The 15,503-nt window shown below is 45.3% G+C and carries 15 protein-coding genes; 6 read left to right on the plus strand and 9 right to left on the minus strand.

What is annotated here, in order from left to right:
* Window positions 1-51: 51 nt before the first annotated feature.
* The 6 genes from copI to VTAP4600_RS18880 all read right to left on the minus strand — a co-directional run bounded on the left by copI (window position 52) and on the right by VTAP4600_RS18880 (window position 8,167).
* Window positions 52-591, minus strand: a complete 540-nt coding sequence (gene copI, locus VTAP4600_RS18855; RefSeq protein ID WP_102524337.1) for a copper-resistant cuproprotein CopI — start codon at window positions 589-591, stop codon at window positions 52-54.
* 37 nt (window positions 592-628) lie between these two features.
* Window positions 629-3,757, minus strand: coding sequence for an efflux RND transporter permease subunit (locus VTAP4600_RS18860; RefSeq protein WP_102524338.1), 3,129 nt, complete (start codon window positions 3,755-3,757; stop codon window positions 629-631).
* Window positions 3,754-5,259 (minus strand): efflux RND transporter periplasmic adaptor subunit, encoded by a 1,506-nt coding sequence (locus tag VTAP4600_RS18865; protein ID WP_102525447.1) that lies wholly within the window; start codon window positions 5,257-5,259, stop codon window positions 3,754-3,756. The genes VTAP4600_RS18860 and VTAP4600_RS18865 overlap by 4 nt, the downstream gene beginning before the upstream one ends.
* Window positions 5,260-5,262: 3 nt before the next feature.
* Window positions 5,263-6,636, minus strand: a complete 1,374-nt coding sequence (locus VTAP4600_RS18870; protein WP_172443229.1) for a TolC family protein — start codon at window positions 6,634-6,636, stop codon at window positions 5,263-5,265.
* Window positions 6,637-6,762: 126 nt separating this feature from the next.
* Window positions 6,763-7,161, minus strand: a complete 399-nt coding sequence (locus tag VTAP4600_RS25995; RefSeq protein ID WP_172443176.1) for a hypothetical protein — start codon at window positions 7,159-7,161, stop codon at window positions 6,763-6,765.
* A 115-nt stretch (window positions 7,162-7,276) separates the two neighbouring features.
* On the minus strand, window positions 7,277-8,167 hold the full coding sequence (locus tag VTAP4600_RS18880; protein WP_102524340.1) for a LysR family transcriptional regulator: 891 nt from the start codon (window positions 8,165-8,167) through the stop codon (window positions 7,277-7,279).
* Between the two features lie 128 nt (window positions 8,168-8,295).
* Here VTAP4600_RS18880 and VTAP4600_RS18885 point away from each other — a divergent pair, with 128 nt between their 5' ends.
* From VTAP4600_RS18885 to yghU, 3 genes are all read left to right on the plus strand, one after another.
* The gene (locus VTAP4600_RS18885) at window positions 8,296-8,601 is read left to right on the plus strand and encodes a monooxygenase (RefSeq protein ID WP_102524341.1); all 306 of its coding nucleotides are present in this window, start codon (window positions 8,296-8,298) and stop codon (window positions 8,599-8,601) included.
* Between the two features lie 9 nt (window positions 8,602-8,610).
* Window positions 8,611-8,991, plus strand: coding sequence for a hypothetical protein (locus tag VTAP4600_RS18890; protein WP_102524342.1), 381 nt, complete (start codon window positions 8,611-8,613; stop codon window positions 8,989-8,991).
* 241 nt (window positions 8,992-9,232) lie between these two features.
* Window positions 9,233-10,090: a glutathione-dependent disulfide-bond oxidoreductase gene (gene yghU, locus VTAP4600_RS18895; protein ID WP_102524343.1), complete on the plus strand. Its 858-nt coding sequence runs from the start codon at window positions 9,233-9,235 to the stop codon at window positions 10,088-10,090.
* Window positions 10,091-10,137: 47 nt separating this feature from the next.
* Here yghU and VTAP4600_RS18900 read toward each other — a convergent pair whose 3' ends face one another.
* Entirely contained in the window at window positions 10,138-10,572 is a 435-nt protein-coding gene (locus VTAP4600_RS18900) for a MarR family winged helix-turn-helix transcriptional regulator (RefSeq protein ID WP_102524344.1), read from the minus strand.
* Between the two features lie 161 nt (window positions 10,573-10,733).
* Between VTAP4600_RS18900 and VTAP4600_RS18905 the strand changes: the two genes are divergently transcribed.
* On the plus strand, window positions 10,734-11,222 hold the full coding sequence (locus VTAP4600_RS18905) for a DUF2798 domain-containing protein (protein WP_102524345.1): 489 nt from the start codon (window positions 10,734-10,736) through the stop codon (window positions 11,220-11,222).
* Between the two features lie 26 nt (window positions 11,223-11,248).
* On the plus strand, window positions 11,249-11,563 hold the full coding sequence (locus VTAP4600_RS18910) for a DUF3861 domain-containing protein (RefSeq protein ID WP_102524346.1): 315 nt from the start codon (window positions 11,249-11,251) through the stop codon (window positions 11,561-11,563).
* 114 nt (window positions 11,564-11,677) lie between these two features.
* On the opposite strand, the gene VTAP4600_RS18915 is transcribed toward VTAP4600_RS18910, so the two are convergent.
* On the minus strand, window positions 11,678-12,673 hold the full coding sequence (locus VTAP4600_RS18915; RefSeq protein ID WP_102524347.1) for a 2-hydroxyacid dehydrogenase: 996 nt from the start codon (window positions 12,671-12,673) through the stop codon (window positions 11,678-11,680).
* Window positions 12,674-12,892: 219 nt separating this feature from the next.
* A complete protein-coding gene (norR, locus tag VTAP4600_RS18920; RefSeq protein WP_102524348.1) occupies window positions 12,893-14,452 on the minus strand; it encodes a nitric oxide reductase transcriptional regulator NorR in 1,560 nt (519 codons plus the stop codon).
* Between the two features lie 265 nt (window positions 14,453-14,717).
* Here norR and VTAP4600_RS18925 point away from each other — a divergent pair, with 265 nt between their 5' ends.
* Window positions 14,718-15,491, plus strand: coding sequence for a ferredoxin--NADP reductase (locus tag VTAP4600_RS18925; RefSeq protein WP_102524349.1), 774 nt, complete (start codon window positions 14,718-14,720; stop codon window positions 15,489-15,491).
* Window positions 15,492-15,503: the final 12 nt, after the last annotated feature.

The raw sequence follows: 15,503 nt of genomic DNA on the forward strand, positions 1-15,503 counted from the left end.
TGCTTGTTGATGTCAGCAGTAACGCCACCGAGCTACTGCTGATTTCTTCAATTAAAGAACCAAACTTTTCACCATGCCCGCCTCTGCATGGCCGGGGATATTACATGCAAGCTCTACGTTATTATCACCATGAAAATGCCAAAGTAACTGCTTGGCCTTACCCGGTTTAACCGTCACTGTACTGTCAGAATCATGCGCATGATCCCCCATATTTTTCATCATCTCTCTACAGTCTAACTGCTCTTTGACCGACCCAATAGAAAATTCATGATCTATTTTTCCGGTATTCATCACCACAAATTGCACCACATCATTTGGTTCAATCGTCACTGGTTTTTTAAACGTAATCCGCATGTCGTCACTCAGTATTACCGCCACCACTTTGTCTGGCTTGGCTCCAGCGGCTGGCATACCGACATCAGACATTGCTTGCATGCTCATCATCCCGTCCATGTCCGAGTGATCCATTGACTTCATTTCCATCATACTGTGGTCCATTTTCGAAGGATCCATCTTGCTATGATCCATCTCATTCGCCACTGCGCTAAATCCCACGATAGCCAAAGTAAGTGTTAATAGTGTCTTTTTCATTTTTTCTTCCTTAATTGTGTTGTTAGCTAGCACTCATTTATTCGTGCGTTGACGTTTCTTTTTGTTTCCATAGTTTGAAGACGGCAGGCAACACCAGTAAGGTAAGCAACAAGGCAGAGGCCATCCCCCCAATCATTGGCGCCGCAATACGTTGCATCACTTCTGAGCCCGTACCTTCGCCATACATAATGGGAATAAGTCCGATAATGACGGTGAGTACCGTCATCATCACAGGCCTTACTCGCAGCCCTGCGCCTTCACGAATAGCAAGCGTTAAATCGCTCGCTCGTAGTGGCTGATTGTTCTCTTCCGCATGCAATTTGGCGCCATGCCACGCTTGGTTAAGATAAACCAACATAATGACGCCAATTTCGACCGCCACCCCGGCCAAAGCAATAAAACCGACTCCAACCGCAATTGAGAAGTTAAATCCTAAGTAGTGCATCAACCATAAACCGCCAACCATTGCGAGAGGCAAAGTGGCCATGATGATCAGCACTTCCCCTACACGGCGGAAGCTGAAATAAAGCAACAGCATGATGATGGCTAAGGTAATAGGCACAACGGTACTTAGCCGTTCTTTAGCACGCTCCATATATTCATATTGTCCTGACCAAGCGATTGAGTAGCCTGCAGGAAGCGATAGTTGCTCGGCGACCACTTGCTGAGCTTGCGCAACATAAGAGCCGAGATCTCGCCCTTCAATGTCGACAAACACCCAGCCGTTTGGTCGCGCATTCTCAGTTTTGATCATTGGCGGGCCATCTTCGTAACGAATATCAGCCACATCAGCGAGAGCAATACGCGCACCGTTTGGGGTAACTAAGGGTAAGTTTTGCAATTTCACCACCGAGTCACGAAAATCTTGCGGATAACGCACATTAATGGGATAACGTTCTAACCCTTCAATGGTCTCACCCACATTCATTCCGCCGACCGCCGTCGAAATCACTTGCTGGACTTCTTTAATACTCAAGCCATAACGCGCCGCCGCTCGACGTTTTATATCAACGGTGACATAGCGCCCACCAGCCACACGCTCTGCATAGACTGAGGCAGTACCAGCAATATCACTTAGCATAGGTTCAAGCTGTGCCCCTAATTGCTCGATCACTTTAAGGTCAGGGCCAGATATCTTGATGCCAATCGGCGTTTTGATACCGGTCGCGAGCATATCGATGCGGGTTTTAATTGGCATCACCCAAGCATTGGTTAAACCTGGAAATTGGATTAGCTGATCGAATTCCTTGCGAAGCGATGCACTCGTGACACCCTCACGCCACTGGTCTTTTGGCTTAAATTGAATAACGGTTTCGATCATCGTCAACGGCGCAGGATCAGTTGCCGATTCTGCACGGCCAATCTTGCCCCACACCGTTTTGACTTCAGGAACCGTTTTAATCAATTTATTGGTCTGCTGTAATAACTCCCGAGCTTTACCAATAGAGATCCCTGGATACGTCGTTGGCATGTACATCAAATCACTCTCATCCAAAGGAGGGATGAACTCACTGCCAAGCTGACTGGTTGGGTAGTAGGCCGATGCCATCAAGGCGATAGCAAATACAATCACAGACTTAGGGTACTTCAGGCTCATAGTAAGCAGTGGTCGATACAAAGCGACTAAACCTTTATTAATCGGGTTTTTATGCTCAGGGAGAATTTTGCCACGAATGAAATAACCCATTAATACAGGCACTAGAGTAATGGCGAGTATTGCAGAAGCCGCCATGGCATACGTTTTAGTGAAGGCCAATGGCGAGAACATCTTGCCTTCCTGCCCTTCTAGAGCAAACACAGGGACAAAGCTCAAGGTGATGATGAGCAGTGAAAAAAATAACGGCGCACCGACTTCTTCTGCTGCTTTACCTATGACTTGCCAACGATTTTTATCCGTCAAGGGTGTGCGTTCTATGTGTTTATGCACGTTTTCTATCATAACAATCGCACCATCAACCATGGCACCAATCGCTATCGCTATTCCTCCGAGTGACATGATGTTGGCGTTAATGCCTTGCCAATGCATAACCACAAAGGCCGCTAATATCCCTACAGGTAAGCTTATCGCGATAACCAAGGAAGAGCGGATATGGAACAAAAACAATGCACATACAACAGCAACAACAATGAATTCTTCCGCTAATTTGTTCCATAAATTGTCAACGGCCGCATTGATCAATGTCGAGCGATCGTACGTTGCGACTATCTCTACCCCGTCAGGCAAACTGCGCTGCAATTCGGTTAGCTTTGCTTTTACGTTTTCAATCACCTCACTCGCATTTTCGCCAAACCGCATCACAATCACACCGCCAACGGCTTCCCCTTCTCCGTTGAACTCGGAAATGCCTCGGCGCATTTGCGGGCCAATATTGATGTCCGCAATATCACCGAGCAATAGTGGTGTACCTTTATCGGTCACCTTTAATGGCAAAGAAGCAATATCATCGATGCTCGTTAAATAACCCGTGGTACGCACCATGTGCTCGGCTTCTGCAACTTCGATCACCGAGGCTCCAGTCTCTTGATTGCCATTTTGTATCGCCATGTTGATCTGTTGTAGGGTTAAGTCGTAAGCGCGTAACTTGGCCGGATCAATTTGCACCTGATACTGCTTCACCATGCCGCCAACCGTGGCAATTTCAGACACGCCATCAACGGTTTGCAACTCGTATTTCAAAAACCAATCTTGCAGGCTGCGCAGCTCGGCTAAATCATGTTGGCCTGTTTTATCTTGCAAAACGTAGCTATACACCCAACCCACACCCGTTGCATCCGGCCCTAATGTTGGCTTAGCATCCGGTGGTAACTTAGGGGCGACTTGGCTTAAGTACTCTAAAACACGCGAACGCGCCCAATAAATGTCGGTATCATCGTCAAAAATGATATACACGTAAGAATCACCAAAGAACGAATAGCCGCGTACCGTTTCTGCCCCTGGCACGGCAAGCATCGCAGTAGTGAGCGGGTAGGTGACTTGATCTTCCACCACTTGAGGCGCTTGGCCCGGGTAACTGGTTTTGATGATCACCTGAACATCCGATAGATCGGGCAACGCATCGACAGGCGTATTTTTAACGCTGTAAAGCCCAGCGAGTGTGAGGAACAAAGAAGCAATCAACACCAAAAAACGGTTGTGGATCGACCAACGGATAATCGCACCAATCATTGCTGACCTCCGTTTTGCTCAACGCCCGTGGCTTCAAGCTTTGTGAGATTATAATCGTCGCCCGTTTTCGCCACTAGAAACCGAACGGTTTGTCCCTCTACAAAGCCTTGCAATAGGGCATTGTCACTAACGGAAAAATTCATTTCTCCTGCTTGCCATTGCCATTCTTCTACTGGTTGGTGTCTTAATGTGATCATGCCAAAATCGGCCATCAGCATGGATATGTCACCCTCCCCCCATACCTGAGTCACAACGTTGCTTGGCTCATTGCTCCTATCAGTACTTGATTCAATTCGCGCTAAATCTGCGGTTTGGCTCGACTCAGAATCAAGCAGAAAGTGCGCTGACGTAACAATACGTTGCTGCTCAGTTAACCCAGCTAACACTTCAATCTTATCCCCCGCTTCTCGGCCGACATCAATTCTCGCAGAGCGGTATTTGCCTTTCCCTTCAGCAAGCACGACACGGGTCATTCCCCCAGAACGGATCACCGACGCTTTAGGAATGGTCAGTACTTTGTTATCCGTTATAGGCTGCAAAGCAATATTGGCAAACATATTGGGTTTTAACTCGCCATCAGGATTGGGAAACTTAAGGCGAACTCGTAAAGTACGTGTTTTCGGATCTAAGATCGGATAGACGTAGTCAATCACGCCTTGCCATTGCTTGGTTGGCAACGCATCCAGAGTCATGGTCGCGCTGCTGCCCGCTTTCATCCATTGGGCTTGACGCTCAAACACTTCGGCATCCACCCATACTTCATCTAATGGGCCGCCACTTATTACCGCTTGAGCAGGAGACAAATAGCCTCCTTCTCGAATATTCAAACTGGCAATCACGCCATCCGCCACCGCTTTAATATCAATGGTTTGGGACGCTTTTCCGCGTCTGATGATCTGTTTTATTTGCCCACGGTCGACGCCCAATACCACTAAACGTTCGGTCGCCCCCTTAACCAAGCCACTGCGGCCTGTACGTTTAGCATTCAGTAACTCTTCTTGCGCTTTAATAAGCTCTGGAGAGTACAAGCTAAACAGAACATCCCCTTTATTCACCTTCTCTCCAACGGCATTGATATGGAGTTTTTCGACCCAGCCAGCTACGCGGACATTGGTTTGCCATAATTTACTTTCATCGAAAGCAACGTAGCCCACACTTTCGATCCGAGGAGAAAGATTGTCTTTAATAACCACTGCCGTTTTGACACCCAGATTATTTTCTACCGCAGGATCGATAGTCACCGTTCCAGCTTTACTGCTTTGTGTTGGTATCTGTTCTGCATAAACAGGGATTAGATCCATCCCCATCGGCGACTTACCCGGCTTATCTCGTTGGTAATTCGGATCCATTGGAGCCACCCAATAAAGCGGCTCATTAGCCCCTAGAACCTTGGTCGCCGATGCCATCTCTGCCATATCATGGCCGTTTAAAAGTGTGTTCGCGCCAAAACCGATAGCGCCCCCTATCAGCAAAGCGATAGTGGTGATTTGCATTGTTTTCATCATTTACTTCTCGCTTACTAAAGAGTATTTGCTATCCATTGATGAACGCGTTCCGTTAGGCTCAAACCCATTCATTAGTGCCGCTAAATTGCTGCTAACTCGATTAAAATCAGTCAAGAGTCGCTGTTGTTCGAGCTCTAGTGCCAACTCATCGTTAGCCGCGCCTATTACATCGTTAAACTGCGCCGTATTATTTTGATAGCCGCGCTCTACCGCTTCGGTACGCGCTTTCGCCTGCTTTAACAAAGAGGATTGATAGCGGGTTAATCTTTGCGACAAGTTGCTCCTATCCACGAGTAAGGCATTCACTTTCGCATTCATTTGAGCAAGAAGGAGATCTTTGGACGATTTTGCTGCCCCCACTTGATACTGCGCAGCGGCATGGCTTCTATCTTGTCGATCTTCAGTAAAAAGAGGGATGTCGAGAGTAAGGTAAGCGCTTACCAAATCCGACGCGGGCTCCCCCATCATGTTGTTTGCTTGACGATGGGCATACATGACTTCCACGCCAAACTGCGGTTTGTATGCTTGCTCGGCGATCTCGACCTGAGTTTGATTACTTGAAATCGCCACATCCGCCATTTTTATCATCGGATGCTGGCTGAGAACGGCATAGTGCTTAGTGGCATTACTTTGTGTTATTTGATTCTCTAGCAAGCGCCAATTGAGTTGATTACTCGCCACTAGATTTTGCTCTATCGCCAACCAATCTCCGCCCAACCATTCAGATAGCTGAGACATAATCCGTTGTTGCATTTGGCTATTTTCTTGAAGCTTATCTTCTAATTTACTCACTTGCAGTTGAGCGTTGAGTAAATCTTGAGCTTCATTGGTGCCAATTGAATAATTGGTTTGAATAAAGCCTTCCAACTCTCTCAGTAACCGCTGCTTTTCAACCAAAATCCGTGCAACTTGCTGTTGATAGCCAAGTTCCAGCCATAATTGAGTCACCGCATTAATGACCTCTAACTTACGAACAGAAGCTTGCAGTTCAATGCCATCGGCTTGTTGATTGGCTTTCTTAGCTTGCAATGCCAGAGTTGATCCGCGCTCAAATTGCTGCATTAAACCAATAGAAATATTGGTCATCGGATCTTGATCAAATTTGAAGCTGTCGGTCGGTAAACCGCCAAAACCCACTTTAATTTTGGGATCCATTAAGGTGGCACTGGCCACCGCCATCTCACGTGTCGCTCGGGACTGAGCATAAGACTGTTGAGTGCTAGCATCGGTTGATAACGCTTGGTCTATCAATAGATAAAGTGTATTGGGCACTGGTGCAGTTACCGAGTTCTCTGGGGCTTTTTGAGCAGAGAACACCGGAGTGGCAGCCAGTGTCACAGCACTGATACACAGTGCTAAGAAACTAGGTTTTATCATTATTAAATCCAATTTGTACCTGTCTAAAACAGACACGAAAATACGCTTCACAAGGCTGAACGTATCTAAAGCTTAAGGTGAAAAGCTAAATACTCGGCTGTGAAATGAAATAAAAAATCAGATTTAAGCTATCGGGGGGCGGTAGAGGGATCGCGCTAATGCAATTGACCCATCTCGCGGCTCTAGGGGGATGAGCGCACGTTGCGTCTTTACATCAACAAGTTGATTAACAGGAGGAAAATAAGCAAAAACACTTAAGCATGCCGCACCACAGCAATTGTGCATGTTGTCAGGATCAGAATCACAATCAACGGAAGGCGGCGTAGGTAATGCATTGTGATTCTCAAAGGTATCACTCAACGCAGTGTCACCCATACAATGCTCTGCAGCCATACTCATGGAGGGAGACGTGCTGGTCATTTGTATGCGCATGAAAGGCGCACTAGAAACCAACTCAGCAGAAAGCAAAGCTAACATGCTAAAGAGAGTAATCCAGAATATGCGAGATGTTGAGAAACGCATCTGATGCCTTTGATGATAAACGAACGCCGAGCATAAAGCTTTCCCCTAGGGGAAGGTCAATAACATTTATTCCGGCGAAGACATGGCTACTTGCTTAAATTGGAATCAAGCCTCTCTATTTCGATTGAACATCTAATAGAGCTTGATATAGCTGCTGAGCGGCAGGCCCCGTATTTATGCCTTTTGGCAGCACTAAATGCAACGGCACATGGTACTGACTGTTGTGCTCTAAATTAAGTCTAACCAATTGACCATGGTTACGCTTTTTTAGGATGTGCTCTGGCAGGCGGCAAAACCCAACATTGTGCTCTAACGCTCGAAAGGCATGATCGAAATTATCAACAGTGACCCGCTGCTGAGCCTTAAGCCAACCTACATTTTGTTCGGGCGATGTTTGATTATTGTCACCTAAGTCTCGAACGACTATTTGGCACGTCGTTGCGAGCTCCGCCAAGGTGATCATTTGTTTTTCAGCTAACGAATGCGTCACAGAAACCACAGGGATCATGGCCGTCAACGAAAACGCTTCGGCTGGATAGTTCGTAATAGGCAAAGTGACAATAGCAATATCAGCCGCTTCATTGGTGACCATTTCCGTCGTTTTAGAGAGTGACGTTTCTATAACCTGAACAGAGGTCATTGAGTTGTGCTGTAGGAATTCAGCCATCGGGTGATACAACAAACTTGGGTCACATAAGTGATCCATCGCCACCACGATTTCAGATTCTGCTCCCAAAGACATTTGCTGACTGAGTAACTCAAGGTCTCTTGCTTGTTCGAGCATGGCAGACGCCCGTCTTAACAAACCTTGTCCATAGTTGGTCAGCGTGGCCTTTCGACCTTTCACTTCAAGTAAAGGCACACCTAACTGATCCTCTAACTTTCTGATGGAGTAAATCAAGGTTGTATGGCTCTTATTCAACGCCATCGCCGCCGCTTGTATGCTACCCGCTTTCTCTATCTCTCTGAGTGTAGCCCACTGTTCTAAGGTTGTTTTTAATCTCACGCCGTCATACCTGTCAGTTTTTTGCACATATACTGAGGAAATTATGAACTTTTCTGTCTAATTATTCTAGAGGATACTTACTCTCAACGAAGAGAGAGGCGGTTCTCTCTCAAGAATAGGTAATCACCATGAAATTATTACAAGTCGATTTTGGATTTAATGGCCCATTTGGCAAAGCAATGTCTGAAGGTCTGGTGGAGCTTGCGAACTCTATCAATCACGAACCAGGCATGAAATGGAAGATCTGGACTGAAAACGAAACGGGCCAAATTGCAGGCGGTGTCTATTTGTTTGACGATGAAAAAAGTACTCAAGACTACCTAGCCATGCACAGTGCTCGTCTTAAGAAAATGGGGATTGCAGAGATACGGGGTGTCATTTTTGATGTGAATCAGCCGCTAACGCAAATTAACTCAGGCCCCGTATTCGAGTAGGTATTAATCATGAAAAACCAAACTTTCTTAACCGTCCATGGCGTAATTTATCTTGGGTTTACATTAGCACTGTTTTTTATTCCGACACTTATGTGGCCAATCTATGGTGTTGAAATAAACGACCAATACGCGCTGTTTCTGTCACAACACACCAGCATATTTCTGGGTGGAGTGGCCTCTGTTAGCCTACTTTTACGTGCTGTTGAACATGCAGAAACAACGAGACAGTTACTAAAAGCACTTCTCGTGACCAACCTGCTGGGCGTTGTCATCACTACTTACGCAGGGATCACGGGGATTTTTGTGGGGCTAGGTTGGAGTGATCCTATCTTCTTCGCCTTTCTTTCAATGCTTACCTACCGACAACTGGCCAAGAATCAGGCCACATAAAATTCACCAGAATGGTGCTGCCTAAGCAGAATCGCACCCGCTTTTCTGCTTAATCAACACTTTTCCGCAAGCTTGCAATTCAAGCTTCCGACACAAATTCGTTATACCGCCTTAATCCTATCCATAACCAATGGTTATTACTCTTTTCACTCCCATCGGTTTTAAACTCAGAAAATGCCCCGATATAAGTATTACCAACTAAGGTTGGTATAAGCACTTCCACCAATAAAAAGGAATAACAATGGCTAACGAATACACTCCACCGAAAGTTTGGGTTAACGAAGCTAGTGGTGGTAACAAATGGGCGAACATCAACAGCCCTGAATCTGGCGCAAGATATGAAAGAGACCTACCGCAAGGCCAGCACGCGCTGCAGCTTTATTCTCTTGCTACACCAAACGGCCAAAAAGTGACGATATTGCTTGAGGAACTGTTAGCACTTGGCATTAAAGAAGCGGAGTACGACGCTTACTTGGTCAATATTGGCGAGTCCGATCAATTTTCATCCGGATTTGTTGGTGTGAACCCTAACTCGAAAATCCCCGCTTTGGTTGATAAAACGGGCGATGAGGCTGTTAACGTCTTTGAATCTGCGTCAATATTGGTGCATCTGGCAGAAAAATTCGGCCACTTCTTACCAAAAGAAGGCACTGCGCGAAGCCAAACATTTAATTGGCTGTTCTGGGCGCAAGGTTCAGCACCTTTCTTAGGAGGAGGCTTTGGTCATTTCTACGCGTATGCCGATGAGAAGTTTGAGTACCCGATCAACCGCTTTGCTATGGAAGCGAAACGCCAATTGGATGTGTTAGACAAACAACTTGCTGATAATACCTTTGTTGCCGGTGAAGAATATTCCATTGCTGACATGGCTATCTGGCCTTGGTACGGTAACTTGGTGTTAGGTAACTTGTATGAGGCAGCAGAATTCTTGCAAGTAGAGTCTTACACCAATGTCGTTCGTTGGGCAAAGTTGATCGAATCTCGTGAAGCGGTACAGCGTGGCCGTATCGTTAATCGCGGTTGGGGTGAAGAATGGGAACAAGTCCCAGAACGCCACTCCGCCGAAGATATCGATAGCGTGCTAAAGTCTCGCCCTTAGCCGAAACTTGATACGCTCCAAGCCAGCCTCACCGGCTGGCTTTATTCCTATTCGGTTTTCTTTTGTAAATTGTTCGCCATCACTTCTGACATTCTCATGAACTCTCTCACCTCTTCTTCGGATAAGTTTTTCATCATCACCTGAGCTGTTTTCGCATCAACATGGGCAAGCTGGGTAATGATTTGTTCCCCCGACTCCGTGATTTTAAGAAAGTGACTGCGCTTGTCATTTGGATTAGGTTGCTTAACCACTAAGCCGCTCTCAATAAGCGTGTTCACTAAACGTGTCACTTGCGCTTTATCTCTTTGCAGAAAATTTGCAATGTCTACCGCAGTGCATGGTTTTAGCTTATCGATGATCTTCATTGTTCGTATATGCATGGGGGCCATTCCCATATCTAGCTGGTCCATTTGTTCATGCAACTCACGCTTCAGCATATGTACTAACTTAAATAAACCCTCTAGTGATTGATGCTCCGACATAACTTCTCCCTTAAAATATAGTTGACTTTATCAATCATAAATATATAGTTGACATTATCAACTTAATTACTAACAACAGCAAGCACTATGTCTTTAATCAACATTAATTTGTGCACTGTCCTTCAATCAGGCAGTAAACCGAGTAAAAAGTGGAGCAACACATGAATTCCGAACTCACCATCGACATTGAAAAAAAACAGCAAACTAAAGTACCTCTTATTTACAAGATACTGATCGTATTAGGAATGATGAGTGTGATGGCCGGTTCACTAACCGGTGTTATGACTTACATGAACCTTGGTTACACTGACAGCTTTGCCGCCGATTGGTTAGGCTCATTTGTATCGGCCGTATGTGTCATGCCTTTTGGTTTTGCCCTCATGAGTTTAGTAACCAATCAGGTCAACCACCTAATGCCGAACACGAGTGAAATTCGACGCAATGTGATTACCGGCTTGATCATGGCTTGTTTGATGGAATCGATCATGGCTTTTGCGACAGCGACGAACAACATCGGCTTCTCAGAACCGTCGGCATTCTTGACTGGCTGGTTAAACGGATTCCTTGCGGCACTCCCGCTAGGAATGGTGTTAGTGATAACCATGTCTTTGACCATCAAGCCCAAGATCGAGCGCATTCTAAAAAGCTAACCACCAAAAAAAGAGAGAAAAACAATATGAAATCAACACGAAAAGACAACCAATATCGCGTGACAATTGAACAAATAAACGGCGAATCCGCAGTACACAACTCATTAGAGTTTGAATTTCAAGATAGGGAAGACCTATTCAAAACCGTTGAACGCCTTCAAATCGGCAGTGGTTTAGAGAAGGAAACCGCCACCAAAACTGCCGTCGCACTTCGTTTGTTAGGACCATTAATGATGGTAAATCGCAAGCACCCGTTGTTTATCGACTTCATGCCACACTTTAAAGCGTTCATGGTGAACTTAAAGTCCACCGTAAAAACCGCAATTCAAGACCAAAAATAGCGTATAGATAGAGGTGAGCTGTTTTGGAAGAGCCAGCATAGCTGACTCTTTATTTAGCCCAAGGAAGCGAGTTTTCTTACTCACCACCAAGTCTGGTGTCTTGATGAAAAGCGCTTAACCTAAAAAGTTGCCATTCAGGTTTTGGTTAGCAAAAGCATCAATGTTATCCAACGTCGTTTGAGCGATGTTTTCCAAAGCGTCGACGGTTAAGAAAGCTTGATGCCCAGTAAACACCACATTGTGACAAGCAGACAGACGACGGAAGACGTCATCAACAATCACATCATTGGATTTATCTTGGAAGAACAACTCTTTTTCGCTTTCATACACATCTAATCCTAGTGCACCAATTCGCCCCTGTTTAAGAGCATCAATTGCCGCCGCCGAGTCGAGCAATTCACCTCGGCTGGTATTGATGATCATCACCCCGTCTTTCATCTTGCTAAAGGCCGTTTGATTTAACAGGTGGTGATTCTCTGGTGTCATAGGGCAATGCAAAGAAATGATGTCAGAGTGCTGAATAAGCGTGTCTAAATCACAATATGTTGCCCCTAATGCTTCAACTGCTTCGTTTGGATAAGGGTCAAAGCAGAGCACCTTCATTCCCAGCCCTTTTAAGATACGTATGGTCGCGATGCCAATTTTTCCGGTTCCAATGATGCCCGCCGTGCGGCCATGAAAATTAAAACCAACCAAGCCTTCTAATGAAAAGTTAGCATCACGAGTTCGCTGGTAGGCCTTATGAAAACGACGATTCAGGGTCATCATTAAGCCAACTGCGTGCTCTGCAATGGCTTCAGGTGAGTAAGACGGCACTCGAGCAACCACAATGCCCAGTGACTTAGCGGCTTCCAAATCCACGTTGTTGAAGCCGGCGCAACGCATCGCAATCATTTTCACGCCTCGATACGATAACTGCTCCAGCACAGGGCGTGATAAGTCATCGTTAACGAAAGCACACACAACTTCACAGCCCTTGGCCATCTTGGCTGTTTTCTCGGTTAACAAGAAATCGTAGAAATGATAGCGAAATGCCTGATCCGCTTGTTTTGCCTGTTCAAAGGCCGCTTCGTCGTAAGATTTAGTACTAAAAAAAGCAATGTTGAGCATAATTTTTCCTCACCGCATAAATTCTTAGATCTTTATAACACGATTGATGAGGCCAATTACAAGCGATTTTTATTCAATACAGTAGACCATAAGTCTTTGTTTTATATAGCCATACAAAAAACATTGTCTTTTATCACTTCCTTAAAAGAGTTCTGGGAAGCCATTTTTAAACCAAAAACTGTCCAAGAAATAACAAGTTAACCTAAGATCTAGATCACATTATTTTAGGTTGAGTCGTTTTAGCAACCTATGCAAATTTGCAGGATACACCCCCAACTGATTCGCTGTTTCCGATAGCTTTTTATCATTGTCCATATACGCCTTTTCAACAAAATGATGTTTGAACGCCTCCGTGGCGTCTTTGAGAGTCATTTTATGGCTCGTTGACATAGCCGACATATCGAGTTCTGATGTTTGAATAGGTTCTGATACGGGATTAGAGACGGAGGTCAGGTTATCCCCTAATTGAAAATGATGAGGATGCAGAACCAGATGAAGTTGCTGACTTTCTGCCTTGGCAACCACAGCAGCTCGATTCATTGCATGCTCCAGCTCGCGCACATTCCCCTCCCATCGGTAATTAAGAAGCAGCCCATGAACGGAACGGTGCAATTGGATACTAGAAACATTCAACTTATGCTGACAGCGTTCCGCAAAAAAACCAGCCAACAGAATGACGTCTTTTCCTCTTTCTCTAAGGGGAGGAACAAATATCGGGAACACACTCAGGCGATGATATAGATCCGCTCTAAACTGCCCCGCCTTAACTTCTTCATGTAGCACCTTATTGGTCGCAGCCACAATACGTACATCTACTTTTATATTGCGATCGTCGCCAACTCGCTGAATGTCACCATATTGCAGTGCCCGCAGCAATTTCGCTTGCAGACCAAGAGACAGCTCTCCGATTTCATCAAGAAATAGTGTGCCCTTGTTTGCCAATTCGAATTTCCCTTTTCGATGACTGATCGCCCCTGTAAACGCACCTTTAATGTGGCCGAATAGCTCACTTTCAGCCACAGATTCAGGCAGCGCTGCGCAATTCAAATACACAAAGGCCTCTTTGCTACGTTGTGACTCAGAGAAAATAGCTTGAGCGACCAGCTCTTTACCCACTCCCGTCTCCCCCAAAATTAGAACAGATAGATCGGTAGAAGCCACCGCTTCAATGTGATTCTTTAACTCAAGCATTCCCGTAGATTGGCCTATCATGTCTTGCTTATTGGAGTTAAAACGTTTTGAACGCGCAGGTGCTGAATTCAAATCTGCTGCTTTTTCTAGCTTCTCCATCAACAGCGCGGTATGCAAGCTATTCGATGCCAATGCGCTAATAAGTCGAAGATTATCATCATCAAATTGATCAAATTGAACGGGGTCAAACGCATCAATGGTAACCGCACCAATAAGACGTTCATCATGTAACAAGGGCAAGCCCACACACGCATGGACTTCAAGGTTACCGTCGTGATTAGGGATCAAGGCATCGTAAGGGTCAGGTAAGTCACTGTCGCTTGGGAACCGAACGATGTCTCCAGCCCTTGCAATGGCTTCAAACCTTGGATGTTGCTCAATCGCGAATCGCCGACCTAAAACGTCTTCACTTAATCCGTTAGTTGCTAAAGGAATGAAGTTTTGATCTTTGTAAAGAAGTAGCGCAGACGCATCACACAACAGCATATTGCGAATAATAGAAAGCAGCCTCTCGAAACGATCTTTTTCGGAAATACCCGATGTAATATCCAGAGCCACTTGAAGCCATTCATTTTTATACTGTCCCATACTATTTCCCTTTCTTACCCACTCTTCGACCAATTTATTATCAAAAGGATAACTTATTATCAAATGAATAACGCAAAAAACACATCAATTGGATAAGTACCATACATAAAATTAATTAACTCTTTGATTTTTATGACTGATCATTTTGGCATAGGCTGTGCAGTATCTTATACGTGGATAAAGGCAAACATTTCGTCGTAAGATGGGTTATACCTGTTTGAAAAACAGCTGTACGCATATCTTCAATCCATAAGGAGAAGTCACAATGCTAAAACCTTATGCCGGTTTCAATCATGCCGTCGTTACCTCCCGTACCGACTGGACTGACAATGTGTTTTCATTGCGAGTCAGTGTCGCAAAAACGCCTTATGTTGCAGGACAGTTTGTTAAATTGGCGCTTTATAACGAACAAGGAGAGCTCATACGCCGAGCATATTCCATTGTTAATCACCCCCAAGATCATAAACAAAGTGGCGCCTTAGAGTTCTTGCTCATCACCGCAGAAGATGGACAACTGTCGCCAAAACTTCACCAGCTTCAAGTTGGTGATGAACTACTTGTGGGCTGTGACGCGTCAGGGTTCATGACTCTTGATGAAGTTCCTCACCACGCAAAACAACTTTGGCTACTGAGTACCGGAACGGCTATTGGTCCCTACTTAGCGATGCTAGAAGATAAAGGCGTCTCAGAAAGATTCGAACGTATCATCTTAGTCAACGCCACCCGTTACCAAACCGAGCAAACCTATCAAGAGGATATTGCCCAACTAGCACAACGCTTCCAAGAGAAGTTTACCTATGTCCCCGTGATTTCTAGAGAATCGGTCATCGGAGCGTTATCAGGAAGAATTCCAATGTTACTCGACACAAATGTTTTACAGGATCATGTTGGAACCGAATTTTCTGAACAAACCAGCTTCGTCTATTTGTGTGGCAACCCGGCCATGGTTAAAGAGACAAGCGAATCTTTAAAATCGTTGGGATTAAACAAGCATTTACGCCGTCAGGCAGGTCAATTTAGTAGCGAAAATTATTGGTAAGAGAGGCACTGT

It is taken from the genome of Vibrio tapetis subsp. tapetis (assembly GCF_900233005.1).
Classification (GTDB): domain Bacteria; phylum Pseudomonadota; class Gammaproteobacteria; order Enterobacterales; family Vibrionaceae; genus Vibrio; species Vibrio tapetis.